General features: G+C 58.8%; 29 protein-coding genes and 10 pseudogenes. 34 read left to right on the forward strand and 5 right to left on the reverse strand.

Going from position 1 to position 21,800, the window contains the following annotated elements:
* Positions 1–93: 93 nt before the first annotated feature.
* The 24 genes and pseudogenes from ACTBDU_RS10360 to ACTBDU_RS10475 all read left to right on the forward strand — a co-directional run bounded on the left by ACTBDU_RS10360 (position 94) and on the right by ACTBDU_RS10475 (position 9,672).
* The gene (locus ACTBDU_RS10360) at positions 94–417 is read left to right on the forward strand and encodes an N-acetylmuramoyl-L-alanine amidase (RefSeq protein WP_438806433.1); all 324 of its coding nucleotides are present in this window, start codon (positions 94–96) and stop codon (positions 415–417) included.
* Positions 414–578: a hypothetical protein gene (locus ACTBDU_RS10365; RefSeq protein ID WP_438806408.1), complete on the forward strand. Its 165-nt coding sequence runs from the start codon at positions 414–416 to the stop codon at positions 576–578. Before ACTBDU_RS10360 ends, ACTBDU_RS10365 begins: the two co-directional genes overlap by 4 nt.
* 64 nt (positions 579–642) lie before the next feature.
* Positions 643–870: a hypothetical protein gene (locus ACTBDU_RS10370; protein WP_438806409.1), complete on the forward strand. Its 228-nt coding sequence runs from the start codon at positions 643–645 to the stop codon at positions 868–870.
* 99 nt (positions 871–969) lie between these two features.
* The gene (locus ACTBDU_RS10375) at positions 970–1,254 is read left to right on the forward strand and encodes a hypothetical protein (RefSeq protein WP_438806410.1); all 285 of its coding nucleotides are present in this window, start codon (positions 970–972) and stop codon (positions 1,252–1,254) included.
* On the forward strand, positions 1,244–1,447 hold the full coding sequence (locus tag ACTBDU_RS10380; RefSeq protein ID WP_438806411.1) for a hypothetical protein: 204 nt from the start codon (positions 1,244–1,246) through the stop codon (positions 1,445–1,447). The genes ACTBDU_RS10375 and ACTBDU_RS10380 overlap by 11 nt, the downstream gene beginning before the upstream one ends.
* 282 nt (positions 1,448–1,729) lie before the next feature.
* Positions 1,730–1,882, forward strand: coding sequence for a hypothetical protein (locus ACTBDU_RS10385; RefSeq protein WP_438806412.1), 153 nt, complete (start codon positions 1,730–1,732; stop codon positions 1,880–1,882).
* A gap of 85 nt (positions 1,883–1,967) precedes the next feature.
* Entirely contained in the window at positions 1,968–2,159 is a 192-nt protein-coding gene (locus ACTBDU_RS10390; RefSeq protein ID WP_438806413.1) for a DUF1804 family protein, read from the forward strand.
* Positions 2,140–2,340 (forward strand): hypothetical protein, encoded by a 201-nt coding sequence (locus ACTBDU_RS10395; protein WP_438806414.1) that lies wholly within the window; start codon positions 2,140–2,142, stop codon positions 2,338–2,340. The genes ACTBDU_RS10390 and ACTBDU_RS10395 overlap by 20 nt, the downstream gene beginning before the upstream one ends.
* Entirely contained in the window at positions 2,337–2,549 is a 213-nt protein-coding gene (locus ACTBDU_RS10400; RefSeq protein WP_438806415.1) for a hypothetical protein, read from the forward strand. The genes ACTBDU_RS10395 and ACTBDU_RS10400 overlap by 4 nt, the downstream gene beginning before the upstream one ends.
* 30 nt (positions 2,550–2,579) lie before the next feature.
* Positions 2,580–4,217, forward strand: a pseudogene (terL, locus tag ACTBDU_RS10405) (phage terminase large subunit).
* Between the two features lie 2 nt (positions 4,218–4,219).
* The gene (locus ACTBDU_RS10410) at positions 4,220–4,420 is read left to right on the forward strand and encodes a hypothetical protein (RefSeq protein ID WP_438806416.1); all 201 of its coding nucleotides are present in this window, start codon (positions 4,220–4,222) and stop codon (positions 4,418–4,420) included.
* Between the two features lie 34 nt (positions 4,421–4,454).
* Positions 4,455–5,086 (forward strand): annotated as a pseudogene (locus ACTBDU_RS10415) (phage portal protein family protein).
* Positions 4,969–5,754, forward strand: a complete 786-nt coding sequence (locus ACTBDU_RS10420; protein WP_438806417.1) for a phage portal protein family protein — start codon at positions 4,969–4,971, stop codon at positions 5,752–5,754. Before ACTBDU_RS10415 ends, ACTBDU_RS10420 begins: the two are co-directional and overlap by 118 nt.
* Positions 5,744–5,893: a hypothetical protein gene (locus tag ACTBDU_RS10425; RefSeq protein WP_438806418.1), complete on the forward strand. Its 150-nt coding sequence runs from the start codon at positions 5,744–5,746 to the stop codon at positions 5,891–5,893. The genes ACTBDU_RS10420 and ACTBDU_RS10425 overlap by 11 nt, the downstream gene beginning before the upstream one ends.
* On the forward strand, positions 5,877–6,176 hold the full coding sequence (locus tag ACTBDU_RS10430; protein WP_438806436.1) for a hypothetical protein: 300 nt from the start codon (positions 5,877–5,879) through the stop codon (positions 6,174–6,176). Before ACTBDU_RS10425 ends, ACTBDU_RS10430 begins: the two co-directional genes overlap by 17 nt.
* Positions 6,107–6,373, forward strand: coding sequence for a phage minor head protein (locus tag ACTBDU_RS10435; RefSeq protein WP_438806434.1), 267 nt, complete (start codon positions 6,107–6,109; stop codon positions 6,371–6,373). Before ACTBDU_RS10430 ends, ACTBDU_RS10435 begins: the two co-directional genes overlap by 70 nt.
* Before the next feature lie 13 nt (positions 6,374–6,386).
* Positions 6,387–6,635: a hypothetical protein gene (locus tag ACTBDU_RS10440; RefSeq protein ID WP_438806419.1), complete on the forward strand. Its 249-nt coding sequence runs from the start codon at positions 6,387–6,389 to the stop codon at positions 6,633–6,635.
* Positions 6,636–6,732: 97 nt separating this feature from the next.
* A complete protein-coding gene (locus ACTBDU_RS10445; RefSeq protein ID WP_438806420.1) occupies positions 6,733–6,996 on the forward strand; it encodes a hypothetical protein in 264 nt (87 codons plus the stop codon).
* A 283-nt stretch (positions 6,997–7,279) separates the two neighbouring features.
* A pseudogene (locus tag ACTBDU_RS10450) lies at positions 7,280–7,333 on the forward strand (hypothetical protein); the annotation flags it as partial.
* A gap of 507 nt (positions 7,334–7,840) precedes the next feature.
* Entirely contained in the window at positions 7,841–8,140 is a 300-nt protein-coding gene (locus ACTBDU_RS10455; protein ID WP_438806421.1) for a phage protease, read from the forward strand.
* A pseudogene (locus tag ACTBDU_RS10460) lies at positions 8,035–8,661 on the forward strand (phage protease); the annotation flags it as partial. The gene ACTBDU_RS10455 and the pseudogene ACTBDU_RS10460, both read left to right, overlap by 106 nt.
* Before the next feature lie 36 nt (positions 8,662–8,697).
* Positions 8,698–8,940 carry a phage baseplate assembly protein domain-containing protein gene (locus ACTBDU_RS10465; protein WP_438806422.1) on the forward strand — a complete coding sequence of 81 codons (243 nt, stop codon included), beginning with the start codon at positions 8,698–8,700 and terminating at the stop codon, positions 8,938–8,940.
* Positions 8,941–9,240 carry a hypothetical protein gene (locus ACTBDU_RS10470; protein WP_438806423.1) on the forward strand — a complete coding sequence of 100 codons (300 nt, stop codon included), beginning with the start codon at positions 8,941–8,943 and terminating at the stop codon, positions 9,238–9,240.
* A gap of 339 nt (positions 9,241–9,579) precedes the next feature.
* Positions 9,580–9,672 carry a hypothetical protein gene (locus tag ACTBDU_RS10475; RefSeq protein WP_438806424.1) on the forward strand — a complete coding sequence of 31 codons (93 nt, stop codon included), beginning with the start codon at positions 9,580–9,582 and terminating at the stop codon, positions 9,670–9,672.
* 278 nt (positions 9,673–9,950) lie between these two features.
* Here the strand turns inward: ACTBDU_RS10475 and ACTBDU_RS10480 are convergent, their stop codons facing one another.
* Positions 9,951–10,112 carry a hypothetical protein gene (locus ACTBDU_RS10480; RefSeq protein ID WP_438806425.1) on the reverse strand — a complete coding sequence of 54 codons (162 nt, stop codon included), beginning with the start codon at positions 10,110–10,112 and terminating at the stop codon, positions 9,951–9,953.
* Positions 10,113–10,128: 16 nt separating this feature from the next.
* Here ACTBDU_RS10480 and ACTBDU_RS10485 point away from each other — a divergent pair, with 16 nt between their 5' ends.
* The 5 genes and pseudogenes from ACTBDU_RS10485 to ACTBDU_RS10505 form a co-directional block, all read left to right on the forward strand.
* Complete coding sequence (locus ACTBDU_RS10485; RefSeq protein WP_438806426.1) at positions 10,129–10,743, forward strand: baseplate J/gp47 family protein; 615 nt, start codon at positions 10,129–10,131, stop codon at positions 10,741–10,743.
* 136 nt (positions 10,744–10,879) lie between these two features.
* Complete coding sequence (locus ACTBDU_RS10490) at positions 10,880–11,371, forward strand: YmfQ family protein (protein ID WP_438806427.1); 492 nt, start codon at positions 10,880–10,882, stop codon at positions 11,369–11,371.
* 91 nt (positions 11,372–11,462) lie between these two features.
* Positions 11,463–12,692, forward strand: a complete 1,230-nt coding sequence (locus ACTBDU_RS10495) for a tail fiber domain-containing protein (RefSeq protein ID WP_438806428.1) — start codon at positions 11,463–11,465, stop codon at positions 12,690–12,692.
* Positions 12,693–12,881, forward strand: a complete 189-nt coding sequence (locus ACTBDU_RS10500; RefSeq protein ID WP_438806429.1) for a hypothetical protein — start codon at positions 12,693–12,695, stop codon at positions 12,879–12,881.
* Between the two features lie 69 nt (positions 12,882–12,950).
* A pseudogene (locus ACTBDU_RS10505) lies at positions 12,951–13,079 on the forward strand (tail fiber protein); the annotation flags it as partial.
* Between the two features lie 11 nt (positions 13,080–13,090).
* Here the strand turns inward: ACTBDU_RS10505 and ACTBDU_RS10510 are convergent.
* The 3 genes and pseudogenes from ACTBDU_RS10510 to hemB all read right to left on the reverse strand — a co-directional run bounded on the left by ACTBDU_RS10510 (position 13,091) and on the right by hemB (position 16,059).
* Positions 13,091–14,218: pseudogene (locus tag ACTBDU_RS10510) on the reverse strand (IS3 family transposase).
* 141 nt (positions 14,219–14,359) lie between these two features.
* Entirely contained in the window at positions 14,360–14,809 is a 450-nt protein-coding gene (locus ACTBDU_RS10515; protein ID WP_438806430.1) for a spore coat protein U domain-containing protein, read from the reverse strand.
* 275 nt (positions 14,810–15,084) lie between these two features.
* A complete protein-coding gene (hemB, locus tag ACTBDU_RS10520; RefSeq protein ID WP_438806431.1) occupies positions 15,085–16,059 on the reverse strand; it encodes a porphobilinogen synthase in 975 nt (324 codons plus the stop codon).
* A gap of 616 nt (positions 16,060–16,675) precedes the next feature.
* On the opposite strand from hemB, the gene ACTBDU_RS10525 reads away from it, so the two are divergent.
* Together ACTBDU_RS10525 and ACTBDU_RS10530 are read left to right on the forward strand one after the other, a co-directional pair.
* On the forward strand, positions 16,676–17,032 hold the full coding sequence (locus ACTBDU_RS10525) for an ATP-binding cassette domain-containing protein (protein ID WP_438806432.1): 357 nt from the start codon (positions 16,676–16,678) through the stop codon (positions 17,030–17,032).
* A 328-nt stretch (positions 17,033–17,360) separates the two neighbouring features.
* A pseudogene (locus ACTBDU_RS10530) lies at positions 17,361–17,588 on the forward strand (ABC transporter permease); the annotation flags it as partial.
* A 54-nt stretch (positions 17,589–17,642) separates the two neighbouring features.
* On the opposite strand, the pseudogene ACTBDU_RS10535 reads toward ACTBDU_RS10530, so the two are convergent.
* A pseudogene (locus tag ACTBDU_RS10535) lies at positions 17,643–17,891 on the reverse strand (class II fructose-bisphosphate aldolase); the annotation flags it as partial.
* Positions 17,892–18,484: 593 nt separating this feature from the next.
* Here ACTBDU_RS10535 and ACTBDU_RS10540 point away from each other — a divergent pair.
* The 3 genes and pseudogenes from ACTBDU_RS10540 (at position 18,485) to ACTBDU_RS10550 (ending at position 21,683) form a co-directional block, all read left to right on the forward strand.
* Positions 18,485–19,261, forward strand: coding sequence for a DeoR family transcriptional regulator (locus tag ACTBDU_RS10540; RefSeq protein ID WP_438806435.1), 777 nt, complete (start codon positions 18,485–18,487; stop codon positions 19,259–19,261).
* A gap of 9 nt (positions 19,262–19,270) precedes the next feature.
* Positions 19,271–20,032, forward strand: a pseudogene (locus tag ACTBDU_RS10545) (sugar kinase); the annotation flags it as partial.
* Positions 20,033–20,520: 488 nt separating this feature from the next.
* A pseudogene (locus tag ACTBDU_RS10550) lies at positions 20,521–21,683 on the forward strand (sugar efflux transporter).
* Positions 21,684–21,800 lie beyond the last annotated feature (117 nt).

A 21,800-nucleotide genomic window follows, 5' to 3' on the forward strand; every position in this document is an offset into this window, starting at 1 on the left:
CCTGGGCCGGGACGGCGAAAACGCCGCCCAGGTGATTGACCGCTGGCACCGGCGCGCGGTTTTCACCGTGACGCCCCGGCCAATGATAACGGCCTGACCAGCATTGGCTACCATGGGGTGATTGACGCTGACGGTCAGTGGCTGACCGGGCGCGATGTAGAAGAAGTGGGTGCCCATGTGCGCGGCCATAACGCTGATTCGCTGGGTCTCTGCCTGCTGGGCACCGACCAGTTTACGTCGGCGCAGTGGGCCGCGCTGCGCACCCAAGTATTGACGCTGCGTGTGCGCTGGCCTGAGGTTACTCTGCACGGCCACAATGAATTTTCCAGCAAGCTGTGCCCAGGATTTTCAGTACCGGCCTGGGCGTCGGGGAACTTCGCGCCGCTGCGCGGCCATCTGTGTGAGCGTATTCCATGATGGCGCGTCTGGCCGCGCTGGTCACCAATCCCGAGGGACGGCTGTCGACCTCGGATGTGATTATCGTCGGCGCGTTTCTGGTCAGCTCCCTGGTGGTGCTGGGCTGCGCCTGGAGCCGTCAGGAGACCGACCTGACGCTCAGGGTCTATCTCGGCGCCTGAGTCACCCATGGCGGCGTCGCCCGCTTTAGCGCCGGACGGCGCGCCCGTAAACAGGGAGACGCTGATGACACGGCTACTCGCACTGATTAAACAGGTCAGCCATCCATGGCTGATGGCGCTGTTGGTTGTGGTGCTTGCCGGCGGCGCGGGCTGCTGGCGCGGCACACAGCAGGCCAGGCTGGTCGCCCAGGCAACACTGGCCACCCGGCAGGCCGAGTGTGAAGCTCGACAACGCCAGCAGGCGCAGAGCACACAACAGGCGCTAAAGACCGCCCTGACCCGGCAGCAATAGCTGTTGTAGGGGGCCAATGACCGGCTCAGTGCGCAGCTGGAAAGCCACACAGCACGTCCTGACGCTGAAAACCCAACAGTTACACAGGAGGTATTGCCTATGCGGTGGCCCATGCTGGCGCTGCTTATACCGGCCTGGGGCCTGATGGGCTGCAGCGCTACCGCGCCGCCCTCGGCTACCCCGCCGATGATAATGCCGCCCTGTTCGCGCCCGCCGGCCAATCTGCTGGTGTTGCCGCCCATGCCCCCCGTAAAGGGGCTTGGCCCGGAGGTGTTGCTGCACCACGCCAGCGACTACGGGGCCTGGTGTCTGACCCTGCGGGCCCAGCTGCAGGCGATAAACGCTTTCTATAGCGCACAGGAGAGACCGCGCGATGAGCCTTGATCTGGCCTTCAATATTGCCCTGAGCCTGCTATCGGCGCTCGGCGGCCTGTGGCTTAAAAGCGTCAGTGAAGAACTTCGCAGCCTGCAGTATGAACTGACCCAAGTACGGCAGGACTATCAGCGGCGTAAGGATGCACAGTGCGACCTGCAGCTAATGACCGGCATGATGCAGGACATCAAGGACAGTATTTAACGTGTTGATAACAAGCTCGACCGCAAGGCTGACAAATAACGAGGAGCCTGATTCATGAAACCACAGGATGTGATGTCGCCGGTGCTGGCAGAGCTGCGCACCCATTCGTACCCAGCTCGACGGCATCGACCGCCGCCTTGACCGCCTGTAGGTGAAGGGCGCACGGGCTGACGCTCATACGGGCGCGACTGGGGGTGTAATGGCGCATTCCAGGGCCACCCGCCAGGGGCTGCGCCGGGCTTATGTGTTCGGCAACCCGTCTCTGGAGCTGGCGGCAATCCAGTGCGGCGTCAGTGTGTATTCCCGCCCGCTGCTGGAAAAAAAGAGGCGCTGAACAGTGGCGATGACTGGGAGGTGATACGCAGCGCCCGTCTGCTGACCAACGGCGCGCCGGAAGATATCGCGCGCGCCATCCTGACCAGCCTGATGGCGTAGTTTCAGGAGACACTGGAAAAAGCCAATCTGGCGACACATTGAGTGCCCCAGAGCGGGTTGAGCTGCTAGCACGCTTAACGGATGCGTGGAGCAAGTCCATTGCCGCCAGCAAAAAAATCCTGCCCGAGACCAGCAGCTGGGCACCGCCATGGAGACCCTGAAGCTGTTCTCGGCGTTTATTCAGGACAAACACCCTCGACATCTGGCGGCGTTTGTTGACATTCTTAAGGCTTTCGGGCCGGTTTTGGAAAAACATTATGGCCAATCAATTCGTTGAAATCCGGGATGGCACGGCCGTTATCGCGGCAAACATCAACAAGGTTTGGGTCAGTAACGGCGGCGAGGTGTTTGTCAAGCTGCGCGACGGCGCGGTGTATACCGTGGATGTCGCTTATGGCGAAACGTTGTTCCAGGCGTCAACCCGCATCAAAACCCAGATAGAGGCAGCGCTGGCATGAAGCAGTTGGTCAAACTGTTGCCGGGCGCGCATCTCGACCCGGCCGAGATCAGCGTGGTCAGGGTCGCTGGCGAGAATGTGTCTGTCGGTCTGGGCGACGGTGCGCATTTTTTGTGCCTGGCGAGTGTTGCCGGTAGCGTTGACACGGTGGCAGAGACCCTGGTGTCGCGCATCAATGCGGTACTGGTTGAGCGTCATCATGGCGTGTAAACCGCGGTTACAGGGGATTTAAAGCGAGATATGGCGGCGAAATTTTTCATCCGTAAATTCCAGCACTCGCTGGCGGCGCTGGCCTCAAGTCTGCGCCGCACCATCGAGGCCGAATGCCTGGGTTTTGATACCGGGTCCGAGGCCATGGCGGCGCGGCGTTTACAGGTGGCTGATCCGGTGAACGGCTATCGCTATTTTGTGCAGACCTATTTCCCGCACTATATCCGTCATGCCGACCCCAGTGAACTGCATGGCTATCTGTTTCAGCGGCTGTGACAGATAGTCTCCAGCCCGAAAGGTGAGCAGGACGCCATCGCCGAGCCGCGCGGGGAAGCCAAGTCAACGCTGGTCAGCCAGCTGTTTGTGCTGTGGTGTCTGGTACGTGGCATCAAGCACTATGCCCTGGTGGTGATGGGATCCATCGACCAGGCCTACCCGATGCTCGAAGCCATCAAGGCCGAGCTGGAATTTAACCCCTGGCTGCGGGCGGACTTCGCTGAAGCCTGCGGTGTCGGGCGCGTCTGGCAGATGGGCACTATCCTGACGCGCAATGATATCAAGGTGCAGGTTGGCCGGTAGCGGCAAAAAGCTGCGCAGCTTGCGCCAATGGCCGTACCGCCCTGACCTGGTGATACTGGACGATATTGAGAACGACGAGCTGGCGCGCAACCCGGACCAGCGCGACAAGCTGGAAAGCTGCCTGAGAAAAACCGTGCTGCCGCTGGGCGGCGCGGGCGCAAAACTCAATGTGGTGTATATCGGCACCATCCTGCATTACGACTCGGTGTTATCACGCACCCTGAATAACTTATTGTGGCGGTAAGCACGGTTTAAGGGCCTGCGCCCGTGGCCGGTGAACCTGTCGCTGTGGGAGACCTGGGAGCAGGTATTGCGTAACCAGGGGGAGGCCGCGACGCAGGATTTTTATACGTCACACCGTACCGAGATGGTGGAAGGCGCGGAAGTCTCCTGGTCCGCCCGCCCGCTGCTGACCCTGATGCAAATCCGCGCCCGGGACGGTCACGCCACCTTTGACGCCAAGTACCAGAATGAGCCGGTCAGCGGTGAGGATGCGCTGTTTGTCCACGGCCTGCATTTCTGGGGCAACCGGCTTAACGAGTGGGTCTTCTACGGGGCCTGCGACCCCAGCCTCGGCAAGGCCGGGGCCAGCCGTGACCCGTCAGCGCTGCTGGTCGGTGGTTTTAACCGCACCACCGGCGTGCGGGATGTGCTGGAAGCGCAGATACGCAAGCGGCTGCCGGACGCCATTATCAGCAACATCATCGCCCTGCAAAAGGAATACCACTGCCTGGTCTGGGGTATTGAGGCGGTGCAGTTCCAGGAGTTCCTGCGCACCGAGCTGAGATTAAACGCGCAGCACAGCTGGGTCACCCGGTGCCGTCGCGGGCCATTATCCCCCATGCCGACAAGCTGTTGCGTATCGAGACCCTGCAGGCCCATACGGAAAACGGGCTTATCCGACTGCACGCCAGCCATATTACCCTGATACAGCAGCTGCGCCACTTTCCCCGCGCCGACCATGACGACGACCCGGATGCGCTGCACATGCGCTGGCCGCTGGCCGTGACCCACGGCCCGAAAACCGAATACCGCTTATTGTCCGGTGACCGTCACCCCGGGCGGCTGGGCTTTTCCCGTGGAGGCTAATAATGGGCATGTTCGCCGATATTTACGGCCGGTTGTTGCGCCGCCGCACCCTGACGCAGCCACAGACTGCCGATGACCGCCACCTGCGTTATCAACAACTGGCCGAGCACCCCTCGCTGGGCATCGATATCCGCCGGGTGCATGACATCCTGAGCGAGGCCGAACAGGGGCATCTGGTGCGCCAGGCTGACCTATTTTTTTGATATGGAGGAGCGCGACGGCCACCTGTTTGCCGAGATGAGCAAGCGCCGCCGTTCGGTGATGCCGCTCACCTGGCGCATTGTGCCGCCGCGTCATCCCAGCGCACAGGAAAAGGGCATGGGGGACGCCGCGACGGAATGGTTTTCAGACCTGCCGGAGTTTAAACGCTGCTGTTCAACTTGTTGGACGCCATTGGTCACGGCTTTGCCACCGTGGAAAGCGGCTGGAAACAGGCGGAAAACATCTGGCTGCCCTGCGCCTTCTACAAGCGCCCGCAACGCTGGTTCCAGACCGCGACCCATAACCGCAACGCCATCCGCCTGATTGACGGCAGCCTCAACGGCGCTGGGCTTAACCCCTTCGGCTGGCTGCTGCATCGTCACCAGGCCAAAAGCAGCTGGCTGTCGGAAAGCGGCCTGTTCCGGGTACTGGTATGGACCTATCTGTTCAAGAATATTGCCGCCCGTGACCTGGCAAGAGTTTCTGGAAATCTACGGCCTGCCGACGCGGGGGCACCTATTCCGACGGGGCCAGCGAAGAAGAGAAAAACATGCTGCTGTGGGCGCTGCGCGACCTGGGGCATAACGCCAACGGCATTACCCACGAACGCACCGCTATCCGCTTTGAGTCCGCTGCACAAGGGCAGGCCGACCTGTTCCAGTATATGATGCAGTGGTGCGAAAGCACCCAGTCCAAGGTCATTCTGGGCGGCACCCTGACCACCCAGGCGGACGGCAAGAGCAGCACCAATGCCCTGGGCAACGTGCATAACGAGGTGCGCCATGAGCTGACCGCGAGTGATGCGGTGCAGCTGGCCGGTACCCTGACCCGCGACCTGCTTTACCCTTTGCTCAAGTTTAACGGCTATAGCGATATCACCCCGCGCCGCATGTGTCGCTTTGAGTTTGATACCCGCCAGCCACGCGATATGAAGGAGACCGCCGATACCCTGGATCTCCTGGTGCGCAGCGGCGGCGTGCCGGTGGCCTGGGCGCTGGCGGAAAGCGGCATTCCCGCCGCCCGGGACGACGAGCCCCTGCTGCAGTCGCCGGGCAACCTGCCGACCTTTACCGGGGCCAGCCTGATGCCGAAGTGCTGGCCGGGCATGGCGGCACTGAGCGTTGCGCACACGCCTACCGCCACGGAGCAGGCGCTGGAAGACGCCACCGGCGGACTGGCAACGCCGGTCAACCAGACCATGCAGACGCTGCTGACCCCGCTGGTCACCGCCCTGCTGGCGGAAGCCTGGCCCCAGCTTGACGACCAGACCTTGCGGCAGCCGATAGCCCAGGCCATTTTTGTCGCGGACATCTGGGGGCGACTCAATGACCATTAACCTGGGCTATGCCATGACCCTGACGCCGGAAAAGGCGGTGGCGTATTTTGAATCAAAGGGCTACGCCTTCAATTTTCGCTGGCAGGACGTGGCCGACGAGGCGCACGCCCGTGCCTTTTACGGTGGCGGGTATTCTTAAGTTGGATGTGTTAACTGACATGAAAACCGCGCTGCCGGACAGCGTGCGCCACGGCAAGACGCTGACACAGTTCCAGGAGGTCTTACCGCTACTTCAGCGCAAGGGCTGGCTGGGTAAAGGGCTAAAAGCCTCAGCAGACGGCGAGCTGGAGGGAAAAAGCTGTTGCCTTACCGACTGGAGATTATTTTTCGCACCAATACCCAATCTGCCTATATGGCCTGGCGCTATCAGCGGCTGCGCGAGAACGTCGACCAGCGCCCCTACTGGCAGTATGTGGCGGTGATAAACAGCCACACCCGCTCCAGCCATGCCTCGCGGCATGGCCGGGTGTTCCGTTATGACGATGCGGGCTGGGACACCCTGTTTCCCCCTAACGGCTACAACTTGCCGCTGCCGGGTACGGGGGGGGCTGGCGGCCGACCAGCTTGCACGTCACCCCATCGGACTGGAGTCCACCGACGACTATCGCGTCACGGTTGACCAGCCGCAGGGCGTGAACGGCAAGACGCGGCCGGGGATAGGATTGAAAGACCCCAAAACCAACCACGTATTTACCCCGGATGCAGGCTTTCACCTGAACCCCGGCAAAAACTACCTCAGCCATCTCGGCGAGCAGCTGCTCAAGCGCGCCGATACCCGGCTGGCGGCGCAGGCGGTAGAGGAAACGCTGGACCACCCGGCGTTGCTTCATGCCCTCAACCGCGATACCGGTGACTGGGTCAGTCAGGTGATGGCCCGGTAGCAGGCACGCGTCGACGTTCGCCCTGACGGACGCCAACCTGCTGCACGCTACTCGCGACAGCAAGCAGGGCGCGCTGCCGACTACCTTCTGGGCGACTTTGGTATCATCGCTGCGCCAGCGGCGCGCGATCATCTACGACCGACAGCAGGCGACGCCGGCGTTACTGTATGTGTTCGATCGGGTTGAGGGGACGGGGAAGCTCGTGGTGTACATTGACGGCACGCTCAAGGTACGTAATGAGCTGAATGGTAAGCGTGAAAAAGTTAACACAAACCTGATACGTACCGGCAAGATCCTGCAAGACCTATCAGCACTGCGTAACAAAAAGGTTTATGATCTGCTATGGGGTAGGCTGGATTGAGCGGGTGGCACCGGACTCGAACCGGATCATGCTGGCAGCGTGACAGCAACCGTTACCCATTGGAAACAACCACCCTGCCATGAGTATACACCATGATTGACGCCACGATCATATACCCTGCGTCAAGCCCTTGAGCGGCTGGCGCAGTCCCTGAGCCACCGCGCCAGCCGTTAGATGCGCACCCTCAGTAAAGGCATGTATGACACGGTGATGGAGAATTTCGGGCAGGAAGGCCGCCCGCGCCGGCAAAATCCTGCCGCAATCGGGGCGGCTGGCCGCCTCCATTGACAGCGTTGCCGATAACGACCAGGCCGTGGCGGGGACCAATGTGGTGAATGCGCGCATTCACCAGCAGGGCGGCACCACCCGGCCCCATATCATTCGCCCCCGCTATAAAAAGGCGCTGGCCTTTAACGGTCGGGTGGTAAAACGCGTTAATCATCCCGGTGCGGCCCTTTCTCAGTCTGGCCGATCAAGATTATCAGGCCCTGGTGCACACCGCCAATGATTACCTTCAGCAGCGCGCGCTGGACGAGTAACACTCTGTAAAGGCCGTGGCGCGTTTTTTGATAGTCAGGCAGGCGATGATGATGCGGGTGAAACCGCGTTAAGCGATTCTGGAGCGATCTAAACAGGTTTCAAACGGGGGGTATCGCCTCCCGCATCAGCGGTGTAGTCTGATGCCAGTCCATTTGTGTCCTCTTCCTTCCCCCACTCTTACCCCCTACACCCCCGTCACGACGAGATACCCGACGCCCAGATTAGGCTGTTTCCCATGAATACACTTTCTGGGACCGCCACCGCGTGAAAAACACCGTCCGCCTTGCCGCACTGACCGTGGCACTTGGAGAGCGCCGGCACCCGTGTCCAGCTGTTTCCGGCCAGCACCTTTCGCTCACAGGATACACGCCCCACAGACGTGGCGCCCTGGCGGCTGGAGGAACCGCAGCGCCGGAGGCTGATTGACGCTGCCCAGGCGCGCCAGACGCCGTACTGCTTTGACTATGAGCACCAGGCTATCCCCATGCCCGGGAGAACGGCCAGCCCGCGCCGGCCGCCGGCTGGTATTCGCAGCTGGAATGGGTCGAGGGCCTGGAGCTGTTTGCAGTGGATGTCGAATGGACCGAGCGTGCCCGTACCCTGATTGCCGCCGGGGAGTACCGCTTTGTCTCCCCGCTGTTTCAGTACGACAGGCGGGGCAATGTGACCTGCCTGGTAAATGCCGCGCTGACCAACGTGCCGGCGCTTGACGGTATGGCGGCGCTGCTGGCGGCGGCGTCACAACAACTCACGGGAGAAAATAACGTGGATGAACTGTTAGAACAACTGCGCTGGATGCTGAATCTGCCGCTGTCGGCCACGCCTAAGGAGGTGACGGTTGAGCTGAAAAAACTCATTGATCGCCTGTCGGGCGGACAAGGGACGGCGGCCGCCGGCATCAATCTGCTGTCGCTGCTTGGCGAGAAGGATAACCAGATTGCCGCGCTGTCACAGCAGACCAGCACGCCCCCTGATCCGGCTGCCTATGCCCCGGCCAGCGTGGTCAATAAGCTGCGTGAGCAGGTGGCGGCACTCGGTCGTCAACTGAGCGGCAACGAAGTCGCTGCCCTGCTGACGGCGGCGCTCAGTGATGACCGCGTGCTCAAAGGGGCGGATGAGGACTAGGCGCGGCGGCTGGGTGAAAAGACGTAGCGCTGCTGCGTGAGCACCTGGCCACCCGTCAGCCGATTGCCGCGCTGTCGGGGCTGCAGACCGGCGGCAACGCGCCACAGGGTATCGAGGCGCGGCCATCGCCTCTGGGCGCACTGGAATGCGTCGGCGCTGGTGGGGGAGAGTACGCCGGACGTGGAGCTGTTCCAGCATTACGGCCTGACCTCAGCGCCCCACCGGCACCATGGCGGTGGTGTTGCCGGTGGCGGCCGTACCCCCGCCATAGTATCGTGATTGCCACCGAACACGGCACTTTACCGGCTGCAAGGGCTGGCAAACGGCGAGGTGGCGCTCTACAGTAACGAAGGCGCCAAAATCGTTATCCGGCGCGAAAAAATTATCGAGGTGGAATGCGACGAGTATCAGGTTAAATGCAAACGCTATCAGGTTCAGGCCGAAGAGCGCGCCTGCTTCGAGACGCCGATGCTGTCAACCTCACAGGCACTGAGCGCCGAGGGGCCTATCAGCGGCCACGGCGGTATGACGATTAACGGCGGCGGCGGATCCGGTGGCGCGCTTTGCGGGGGATATTGAGCACCAGGGCGGCACTGCGCAGCGCCGAGGTGGAAATCAAACGGCATCCGGCAAAGTGGACACAGGCACCCGATACCTTCTGGGCTGTCCGATGGACCGGTTAACGGGGTAAGATAGCGTCGCGGCTCCCGACGCACACCACCGTACCAGTTACCCTCTACGCCCGCGTCACTCCTCCCGCCCCGTCGCCTACCTTACCCTGACGCCATGGACGCACTGATTGACAGCCAGACCGGTGATTACACCAACACTCGCACCACTGACTTGCATAACGCGGTCTACCTACGCCTGATGACGCCGCGCAGGCAATATTAGGCTGACCCGGCGCTGGGGTCACGTTTGCACGAACTGGCGCGGGCCAAAGACTCGGCCACCACCCGGCGACTGGCCCAGCAATATGCCGAACAGGCATTAACCACTGCTGGCCGATAACCGCGCCCGCCGCATTGACGTCCGAGTCAGCCGTCTGGCACAAGGTGACCTGCGGCTGCATATCGACGTCGTGGCCGCCAACGGCAATTTGCAAACCTTTACTCACCCGGTAAAGGTTATTTAAACGGAAATCACCATGTCGCACAGCACCCCCACCCATACCGAGATTGCTGACACGCTCTTGCGCGATATCCGCAACCAGTTGCCGGACGCCGATACCGGTCCCAACAAGTGACTACGCGGTGCGCGCGAACGCCATTGCCAGCGCGCTGCAGAGGCTATACCAGCACCAGCTGTGGATAGTGCGGCAAATGTTCTCGAACACCGCCGACCATGACTATCTGGTAGTGCACGACCGCACGCGCAACCTGACGCCGAAAGCAGCTACCCCGGCCGGCGGCGAAGTACGCCTGACCGGCAGGCAACCCCGCCGCAAACATTACCAGCCTACTGCAATTGCGCCCCACCGGCAGCCGTCAGCGCTACCAGACCACCGCGCCGGGCACGACAGACGCAACGGACAGCCCGCCATTTCTCGCCCGCGCCCTGCAAAGCGGTACCCAGGGCAATCTGGCGGACAATACGCCAGCAACGCTGCTGATGGCTCCAGCCGGTGTTGACAACAACGGCACTATCACCCGCATGGTCGGCGGCAGCGAGGCCGAATCCGACGCCGCCCTGCCGGCACGTCTGCTGGAGGTGATACGTCGTCCGCCGGCGGGAGGCAATCAATACGATTACCATCGCTGGGCGGTCTCCCTGCCCGGCGTCACCGAAGTCCATGTCTACCCGCTGCGCCGGGGCTACGGTACGGTGGATGTGGTAATAGTCACCCATAACGACCTGCCGTCGCCGGAGACGCTTAAGGCGGTGCAGCGCCACCTTGACAAGATGCGCTCGGTCACCGCGAAAGACTGTCTGGTGCTGGCCCCCGAGGAGGTGAAAGCCGGTATCACGGCCCAGGTCAGCCTGAGCAATCTGACGCTGGAGGCCGCCCGCAAACAAATTACGACCGCGCTCAGTGACTATGTTAACTGCCTGGCCCCCGGTGAAGTGGCGGTCAGAACCTAGCTGGGGCGCTGATATCCGAGGTGGTCGGCGTGGTGGACTTCCAGTTGCTTGCCCCCAGCACCAATGTGGTGCCGGTGGTGAACAAGCAGACCGTGCAGTGGGTGCGCGCTGGCACCATCATAGTGGAGGAAATGCCATGAACAGCCGCGATTACGCGCCGCTGCTCAGTGCCCTGCTGCCACCGAAAAGCTATGCGCTGACCGGTAAGCGACTCGGTGTCGAACTGCAGGCCGAGGGGAAGAGCTTAGCACAGCTAGAAATCCGCGCCGGCGAAGTGACTGACGGTATCACGCCCTTTCTGGCAGTCGGGCTGCTGGTCGACTGGGAGCGGATGTTGGGAATTTCCCCCGACAGCAGCATGACGCTACAGGCGCGTCGCCAGCAGGTACTGGCCAAGATTAACGCCGCTGGTGGCCTGAGCCGGCAATACTTTATCAGCTTGGCCAAATCGCTAGGTTACCGCGTCACCCTCGACGAGCCGGAGCCGTTCCGCGCCGGCATTGTCCGGGCCGCCGAGCGTATCTGGGTGCCGGAGATTATCTGGCTGTGGATAGTCAATATCGATGACGCACAGGTGCCGGTCTACCGCTTCCGCGCCGGTAGCTCGATGGCCGGGGAAAGCTGCTGACCTTTGGGCAGAACCTGATTGAAGGGCTGTTTAAGGACCTGAAACCCGCGCACACCCAGGTGGTGTTTAACTACAGAGAGAAAACGCGCCCATGAAGGATATTATCGCGCCGACTGACAGCGAGGACGGGCTGTTTCATGACGGCGACCCGGCGGGCGACGTCAGGGGGACCGTGGTCTACGCCCAGTGGCTAAACGCCATGCAGGGGGCGGTCATCGATACCCAGACCGAGCAGAAAAATATTCTGGCGGCCGCCGGAATGCAGCCCAACCCGGCGCAACATAACCCGCTGGCCGAGGTCATCAAGGGGTTGATTGCGCAAGCCCGGCAGGAGAATGAAAAACGCAGCCTACTCAGGAAAAACAACGGCACGGATATCTTGGATAAGGCGGTGTTCGTGGCCAATCTGGGGTTAAAAAATATCGTTGAACAGGCACAAAACGCACTGGACAAACGTACCAATGGCACGGTTAACGGCAGTCTGCAGATCACCCATTCGGTCAATGTCGGCGACAGCGATTCAGGGCTGATTGCCAATGACAAAGGCAACGTGGCGCTGTACGCCAACAACGTCAAAACCGGCGAATGGAATACCCAGCGCCTACATTGGGTACAAGACCTTGAAGTGGGTGGAAAACTGACCGCCAGTGGCGGAGCGACCTTTGGCAAAGCCGTCTCGCTATCCGGTGGCGGCCATCCCACGGATATTCTTCATTTTTATGGCCGGGGGCAAAGCGGCAACGAGACACGTTCAGGTGAATGCCGCTATTACCCTTATCTGGGCAATCCCATGAGCACGGAATTTTACGGTGCCGATGTGGTGGGCAGTCATTATGAACATCGCCTTATTATTAATCGCGCTGGCGGTAACATTAAGTGGTTCGTTTTTAAGGATGACGGTAGCGCTTGTGCCATGCAGGGGCACTGGCAAAATAACTCGGACCGGCGGATAAAAAGCAATATTGCGAAAATAGAAAATGGCCTTGCAAAAGTCGAAACGCTGACGGGCTACACGTATGTCCTTGCCGAATATCGTCAGGCGGGTGTGATGGCCGATGAGCTGGAAAAGGTTCTGCCTGAAGCAGTAGGTAATTCGGGGGATTACCACGAAAGTGATGGCACGGTTGTCAAGAATGTAAAAGCCGTCGCCTACGGCAGTATCACTGCGTTGCTGATTGAAGCAATAAAAGACCTGTCCGCGAAAGTGAAAGCGCAGCAGGCAGAGATTGAAGCACTGAAAGCCGTAATGCGCTTAGCGCTGGACGTGGCCGAATCACCGGCACAGACTCAGAATATGGATAATAACGGGGAGACACCCTAAATGAAAGAGATTATTTCGCTAATCGATACTGCCGATGGCGTCTTCCATGATGGCGACCCGTCTATCGGTGCTGGCGGGGCTGTGGTGCACGCCAAATGGCTGAATGCCATGCAGGGCGCAATGATTGATACCCAGACGGAGCATAATAATATTTTGGCTGAGGTGGACATGAAGCCCGATAGCAGCTAGTCGGCGCAGTTACTGGCAGCGATTAAGACCATTGCAACAAGTATTGCGGCAGAGACCAGCGCCAGTATCCTGCCTATCGGTGCCCCTATCGCCTGGCCGTCGGATAATATTTCCGCAGGCTATGCCCTGATGCAGGGACAGACGTTTGATAAAAGTAAATATCCGAAATTGGCAATGGCTTACCCATCAGGGATCATTTCTGGTAGTGGTCAACTAAAACTGGGCACCGCGTTAGCGTTTTTCCAGTATCTATTTTTCTGATTCGGTTGATGGCAACCCACCGTTATATTCATGCGGCCTGAGTGCGCTATAATATCCCACGATATAGTCGGTAATTTTGTGAGCTGCTTAGCTGAAGCTTGTGTAGCCCGCCCGCTACCGGCATCTACTCGTTTTTCAGACTTCTGAAGGAGCGCTCCGTCGGACTGTTATCCTAACAGTTACCACGCCGACTTATGCTTTGTTTGATCCGGTAACGCCACAGGAACTGTCGGAACTGCCTGCTCGTGTAGTGGCTACCCTGATTGCTGTGGAACACCACTCCGGCTGGTGTAGCACGCGTTTCCCATGCCATTTCCAGTGCTTTGATAATCAGTCTGCTGTCCGGGGAGAACGACATAGCCCATCCCAGCGTTTCCCGGTCCAGATATACGTCACATCGCCGCACCATACCTGGATTGGCTCCGTTATAGCGAACTGGCGCTCAAGATAATTGGAGATCGCAACATGCTCCTGACTGTCACGCTTATACTTGTGCGTCGGCTGCTGACAACTGACCAGCCCCAGCTTTTTCATGAACCTGCCTGCGAGCCAGCGCCCCATCCGGAAGCCTCTCTGGGTTGCCGTGGTGGCGATACTTCTCGCGCCAGCTGCACCATGGCTAATATTATGCAGTTCATAAACCCGACTGCGCAATACCGTTCGCCTGCCGTCTGGCCTGTCAGGACGACTTTTCCAGTATTTGTAACTGCTGTGATGAACCCTGAACACGTGGTAGAGTATGGCCACAGGATAATGCGCTCTGAGCTTCCCGATTAACGAGAACTGTTCAGGGAGTCTGACATCAAGAGCGCTGTAGCCTTTTTTAATATTTTGTTTTCCATTTCAATGCGTTGTACCTTCTTCTTGAGCTCACGTATTTCGATTTGTTCTGGGGTTATGGGAGAGGCTTTTGGCGTTTTCCCCTGTCGCTTATCACGCAGTTGTTTTACCCATTTTGTCACCGTAGAAAGGCTGACGTCCATGGCTTTTGCTGCTTGCGCGGCGGTGTAATTTTGGTCGACAAACAGTTGAGCGGATTCGCGTTTGAATTCAGGACTAAAATTTCTTCTTTTCATTGGTGCACCCGTGTTGTTCTGAGGTGAGCATATCACCTCTGTTCAGGTGGCCAAATTCAGTGTGCCACTACAAACAATCTGTATCTCCTAAGGGGAGTAGCTGGAGAAGCTTGCCGCCCGCCTTAGCTATAGATTTTGCAATCAGTTCTGGACTGTCCAAAATAGCCATTTTTTAGGGTTTAAAAGAGTCCAGAATTGTCTGCAAATTAGTCCAGAATATTTTGCATCGCTACACATGTAATGCGCGTTGGCGGTCACGGTACCATATGGGGTATTGGACGGGGCGGGATTGCTGCTGCCGGTTATCTGCACAATATGGGATGCGGCGCCATCCGAGCAGCGCACGCGGATACCATTGTCGATGGCGCCGCTCATGGTCGCCTTAAGGGTGTCGAACGTCGCGGCATGAGTGCCGAAATCCAGATTGCCGAAATTGGCGTTAGTGGTGGCTGGGTCGCCGTTAATCAAGCAGCCGTTAGTCAGGGTAAGCATCGCGTTTATCGTACCGGTGGCTTCGGCGGCACGCGCCGAATAACAGCGGAAAACGCCGGCCAAACAGCTGACAGCCAAAAGCGTCTTACTCATAATCATCCTCGAACATGATGAAGTGAACGATGCTTTTCGCCTGGTGAAAACAAAGAAAACGCCGAATGGATTGTTACGCGCCGGGGGGCGTAACCGGATTTGACTCGTAATTATCGGTGCGTCGTTGCCGTCGACACAGCTTTATTTAAGCAGAGTTTGTCCATTGAGCAAGACACGGAACGCTTTTTTTCTCTTTCGCTACCGCCGAACTCCCTACCGCAGGCGAAGGCAAGCCAGACGGCGCGGCACCGTAAAACGTTACCGTGTCGGACACTGACGGATTAAAAACCCTGTTCGGCAATATCCAGGGCGAAATAGCTGAGAATAATATCCGCCCCGGCGCGCTTAATCGCGCCCAGGGTTTCGCGCACGATTTGGCGTTCCTCAATGGCGCCGGCGCCGGCGGCAAATTTGATCATCGCGTATTCGCCGCTCACTTGATACGCCGCCAGCGGCAAATGGGTCGCCTCGCGGATATCGCGGATGGTGTCCAAAAAGGCGCCGGCCGGCTTTACCATCAGCGCATCGGCCCCCTCCTGCTCATCCAACAGCGACTCGCGTATCGCTTCGCGGCGATTCATCGGGTCTATTTGATAGGTTTTGCGGTTACCCTTCAGGGCGGTGCCCCCGGCTTCGCGAAACGGACCATAAAAGGCCGAGGCAAACTTGGTGGAATACGCCATCACGGCGGTGTCGATAAAGTCGGCGCCGTCCAGCGCGGCGCGTATCGCCTGCACCTGCCCGTCCATCGCCGCCGACGGGGCAATAAAATCCGCTCCGGCGCGCGCTGCCGCTACCGCCTGACGCCCCAAATTCACAAGTGTAGCGTCATTGTCGACCCCGTTATCGTGCACCACGCCGCAATGACCGTGGGTGGTATATTCGCAAAAGCAGGTGTCAGACATGACAATCATATCCGGCGCCGTGTCTTTACAAATGCGCGCCATCCGCGCGACCAGGCCATTTTCCTGCCAGGTATCGCTACCCGTATCGTCCAGGTGATGGGAGATGCCGAAGGTCATGACGGATTGAATGCCAGCTTTGGCATAGCGCTCGATTTCAAAAGCCAGGCGCGCTTCCGGTATCCTGACCACGCCTGGCATGGCGGACACCGGCACATAGTCGCTGACCTCCTCCTCGACGAATATCGGCAGTACCAGATCGCTTAGCTGTACCTCGGTTTCCTGTAACAGCGCGCGCAAAGCAGGGGTACGGCGCAAACGGCGTGGACGTGAAACGGGATAAATACTGGACATTTTTTCTCCTGCGGGTAATGGAGGCTACGATTGCGGCGAGATGGCCGGACAGGGGAAATGCGCGTGACATTTGGCTCGGCCAGGACAAAACAGGGCAATCACGCCAAAGGTGACTTTGGAATTGGGTGAAACGATTACTGATTATACCGCGCGGATAACCGGCTCGGCATCCCTCATTGTGCGGCGCCCGTGCGGGGTCAACCTCCGACGACGCGCCAAGTTTTATTAAAATTGACAATTAGGTGACAAATACGGAGCCAAATTAACGCCAACGGCCGCCATGACCGGCTGCAGTAAATGGAACACCTAGCGCTATTATAAGTCAATATAGCGCAAGTGCAATCGCCGCCCCGGGCAGCGTATTCTGCCCTGAGCCGCCGCTGCGCCCGTGCATGGGAACGACCGGTAGACTGTGCCGTTAACAAAAAAGACGTTATGCTGCACGTTTGCTACTGCCCCGGTAACCTGTTGTCCGAGGCGCGGCGGCGACCACCGCGCCAACCTGTATTCAGCGCCGGGCTGTTATTGCCGGCGCTTCACTGAAAGAGGCTGTTGATGTCCGCCGTGAAATTAGCCTTACGCCAGGTCAGCCGCCGTTTTGGCGCGCTCACCGCTCTTGCGCCAACGGACCCTCGAAGTGCAGCAAGGGGAATTTATTTGTCTCGTCAGTCCCTCCGAGCGTGGTAAAAGTACCCTGTTTAATGTTATTTCGGGCGTACTGGCCCCCGACAGCGGCCAGGTCCTGATCGACGGTAGTGACGTGACCGGCAGCAGCGGTCACGTAGGCTATATGCTGCAAAAGGATTTGCTGCTCCCCTGGAAGACGGTCATCGACAGCATTGTGCTGGGTGCCACGGTCAACGGCGGTGCCAGTCGGGCACAGCGCGCGCAGGGTGTCGCGCTGGCCAGGCGTTATGGTCTGGGGGAGTTTATCAACCACTACCCCTCCCCGCTGTCCGGCGGCATGCGCTAGCGGGTGGCGTTGATGCGTACTCTAGCGATGGAGCACGATATCATGCTGCTCAATGAACCGTTCGGCGCGCTGGATGCACAAATCCGCCTCGCCCTGCAGCAGTGGTTATTGCAGGTGTGGTCAGAGCAGCGCCGAACGGTGGTGTTTATCACCCATGCCATCGACAAAGCCATCATGCTGGCGGATCTGCCGGTGTTGCTGGAAGGGTTCCGGCAAACCTTCCTCACTTTTCTATTAGGCTTCGCGCTGGGCGCCGGCACTGGTTTTAGCTTTGCGCTCGTCATGGACGCCGTGCCCTGGGTACGCAGCGTTTTATATCCGATGCTGATTGCCCGCCAGGCCGTGCCCCATTATCGCCATATCGGCGGCCCTCACTATCTGGCTGGGCTTCGGCCTGGCGCCCAAGCTGGTCATCGTCGCGCTGGTGGTGTTTTTTCCGGTCGTCGGCAATGTGCTGGACGGGCTTGGCTCCGTCGACAAAGATAGTCTGAATCTGGTACGCGCCATGGGCAGCAGCCGGCTCGGCGTTTTTCGCCATGTCAGACTGCCGGCCACTTATACGCCGCTGTTCTCGGCCCTGAAGCTGTCCGCCACCTTCAGCGTGACCGGGATGGTCAAGGTGCATCACCAGCGGGTGGCGATATTCAGCGGCGAGCGCGCGGGCGATCATCACCAGATTGGCGGTGTCGCCGTAGGTGAACGTCCCGGGCGTGCCGGAGAGAATGACCGGCGAACGCCGCGCCGCCGCGGTTTCCACAATCACTTGTAGGATTTCAAGATTGTGGATATTGAATGCCGGCACCGCGTAACCTTCACGTTGTGCCTTCAGCAGCAGGTATTTGCTGGAGATAACAGACATGTCGCTTTCTCCTTAACGAATAACGGTGCAGCAGCTGACGCCACACCACGAGGTCACTGCGCGCGGCGCTGATGCGTTTTTTATAAGCTGCTGGGAAATCATAATAACCTTCAAATTAAAACTTTATAAGGGTTATGTTGCGATAATAGCGTGACAGAGATCAAATTTAAGCACTATTGGTACAAAACATAAATAATAATTTTTGTAAAACAAAAGTGTTACTCGTATTGCGGTTTGCGCGCCTCTCTCCCCGTTCCGCGCCGACGCGTATAGGGTCAAAAAGGCTGTTGTCCGGACAGCGGCGATGGTACAATTACTAAGGATTAAGATAATAATCATTAAGGTTTATTATTAATTTCGTTTTCTAACAATCTCCCCTTCCTCGCAACGCGCTGAGGGGAAAACCATCACCAACGGCGGCACAATAGAATTGGATTGTGCCCTGTGCCCCCTCAGGGCATTGGCCTGGGTCGCCTGAAACTTTCAATTGGAAAGTTTGCGGACTATAGTGAGGCTATTTACCGCTTATCTAGGATGGCACCGTGCCGAGAAAATCATCCAACTTATTGAAGCGGCGACTGAAAATCGCTGAGATGGTACGAAAACAGGGAGAGATACGGGTGGAAAGCCTGTGTGAGCAGCTGTGCGTCTCCGGCGTGACTATTCGCGGCGATTTGGCTTACCTTGAACAGCAGGGGTATTTGAAACGCTCGTTTGGCGGGGCCATTTCCACCGCCGCCGCGACCGCTCCCCAGCAGGTTCTGCCGCCGGCCGGCGAGGTGCCCACCCGCGCCACGGAACTGGAAATAGCGCTGCATTGCGCGCGCCTGGTGGCCGATCAGGATACGCTATTTTTGGGGCACGGCGCCATTACCCGCAAGGTTATCCCCTTGCTGAGCGGCCGTAAAAAGTTGCGGCTTATCGTTAATGACCTCCACCATGCCCTGCTGGCGGATGAGTTTATCGATGGCGAAGTGATCCTGGCGGGCAGTGAGATGATCCGCGACCGCCATGTTCTGGTTGGCAAAACGCTGGGCAGTGTCGTGCAACATTACACGCTATCACACTGTATTTTGCAGGCCACATCGCTGGATGCTACCGGCGCGCTCGGCGGCGAGCTGCCGCAGTTGGCGCCGCATTACCAGCGGGTGCTCGACAAGGCGCAGTTGAAAACTCTGCTGGTCACCGGTTATCCGCCGCCCGAAGGAAATCACGCGCCGGCCGGGCAATTGACTCAGCTGGACAATTTGGTGACCTGTGGCGCAGTAAACGGATTTTATCAACAGCAGTTGTTTGAGTCGGATTTCATCATCCGCTACAGCAATAACGAGTGCTTTACCTGGACTAATCGGGATTCTACTGGGGATTAAGGGGACTCTATGTCTGTGAGCATCTGCACCATGGGTGAGTTACTAGTGGAATTTCTCTGTAAAAACTATAACCAGGGCTTTACCCTGCCCGGGGAGTTCCTCGGCCCCTATCCCAGCGTCGCGCCCGCCATCTTCGCCGCGCAGGTCGCCCACCTGGGCTTCAGCTCCCCGTTATTCGGCTGCGTCGGCAACGACGATTTCGGTGAACTTAATATCGAGCGGCTGCGCCAGGAGGGCATAGTAACCGAAGGCATCACCCGGGTAGACAAAGCCCCCATCGGCACCGCCTTCGTCAGCTATCGCACTCCTCTTGAGCGAGATTTTATCTTCAATATTTCCAGTAGCGCCTGCGGTTTCCTCTCCCCAGACCATATTCAGCCCGCCCTGCTTGAGCGCTGCCGGCACTTTCATATTATAGGGTCATCGCTGTTTTCGTTTCGTATCATTGACGCCATGCGCAAGGTGATTCAGATAGTCAAGGCCAATCAGGGAACCGTTTCCTTCGATCCCAACATCCGCAAGGAGATGATGAATATCCCCGAGATGCGCCAGGCGTTCGACTACATTCTGGAATACACCGATATCTTTTTGCCAAGCGAAGGGGAAATGACTTATTTCGCCCACGGCCGCAATCAGTCGGAGGCGGCAATCCTTGCCGACCTGCTGGCAGGAGGCGTGCAGCATGTCACGGGTTACTAGACGCCGCTGGTAGACCCCTCGAGCGCCGGTGACTGTTTCGGCGCAACTTTTGTCAGCCTGCTGCTGACCGGATAGCCGGTCAGCGGCGCGCTGGCGGCATCGCGCAAGGGGCCGATGGAAAGCATCTCTCTACGCTGCAGGAGATTAAACGACTGGTGTTGGCATAAGCGACGCGCCCGCCTCGACGCTTATCCGCCCATACCCACGCTGCGGGTCGCCGATCGGCGCATCCTCACACCTGCAGCTCCACGCACAGAATACGAAACACCCAGCTCAGGGCTTTTTGCCTTGAGCCTTGGACTTTAAAATTTGGGCTTTGGGCTTTGGGCTTTGGGCTTCGCAGGCGTCGCAAAGCACACATTGACGCCTTCCCTTCAACGCCAGGCAAAAAATACTGCACTCAGTTCAGCATGTTGAAACCGCAAAAAACGCGGTACAGATCACATAATAAGAGTAAACTGTTATCATGAAGCCCGGGCGTCGCAGGCTCCGCTGCCACGACGACGCCGCGCGCCGCCCGGTGATTTCCGCTAATTTCTATTTTGTTGGCTGCCAACGCAATGCAAACGACTTGTTCTTCCCGTCAATCTTGGGCCCGCCCGCCGTTTACGCCTCGTACCAGTCGCTCAAGAGCCTGGCTGCGGGTGCTATGCCTGGCGCTGGCGGCCTTTATCTTCAATGCCACCAAATTCGTTCCCATCGGGCTTCTTAGCGATATCGCCGACAGTTTTGCCATGACGCCAACCCAGGTGGGACTAATCATCACCGTTTACGCTTAGGGGGGTAGCGCTGATGTCGCTCCCGCTGATGCTGCTGTCAAGCCAGATGGAGCGGCGCAGCCTGCTGATGGGCACGTTCGCGCTGTTCATCGCCAGCCATGTGCTCACCGCCTTCGCCTGGAATTTCTGGGTGTTGATGTGTTCGCGCATCGGAGTAGCGCTGGCCCATGCGGTGTTTTGGTCAATTACCGCCTCGCTGCCTATTCGCGTCGGCCCGAAGGGAAAATCAGCGCAATCACTCAGTCTTTTGACCACCGGCACCGTGCTGGCGATTATGCTACTGCTGTGGCGTCCGCTGCCGCGTTTGCCGGGTAAACATTCGGGCTCCTTGAGCAGCGTGCCGGCACTGTTTCGACGCCCGGCGCTGGTGAGTATTATACGGTATTACGGTGGTGGTCACGGCCCACTATACCGCCTACAGCTATATTGAACCGTTCATGCAGCGCGTGGCCTCCGCCGGCGAAAACTTCACCAGCATGTTGCTTTTGCTGTTCGACGCTGCCGGTATCCTCGGCAGCCTGGTATTTTCTTTCTTGGGCAACCGTCACCCTACCGCGCTATTGGTGGGCGTAATTTTTTGTCTAATGATTTGCCTGCTGTTACTGCTGCCGCTGGCGCCGCATAATCTCGCTATCACGTTGTTGTGCATTATCTGGGGCATGGCCATGACCGCTCTCGCCCTGAGTCTTCAGGTGAAAGTGCTCGGCATGGCGCAGGATGCCACTGATGTGGCTATGGTTCTATTTTCCGTCATTTTCAATCTGGGTATCGGTGCCGGCGCACTGCTGGGGAATCAGGTCAGCCTGTTCTTCAACATGGGGGATATCGGCCTGGTGGGCCCGCTGATTGCCCTGCTGGGGTCGGCAGTCGGCGTAGCGCCATGCCCCGCGCCGCGAAAGGTTGATGCCCGCGCGAAGCACTTTCGGGCTGCAGCGGCACGCTGACACCCCGTGAGGCCCCCCGGTCAGCAGACACTTTAGCGCTTGTGGCGCGGCACGCGGTATAGGGGACCAGGATCCGCAAACCCCAGCACCCAACATGCCCCGGCGGTTGGGCGGCGC

The sequence above is a fragment of the Sodalis sp. (in: enterobacteria) genome (genome assembly GCF_051710625.1).
Taxonomy (GTDB): domain Bacteria; phylum Pseudomonadota; class Gammaproteobacteria; order Enterobacterales; family Enterobacteriaceae; genus JBPESN01.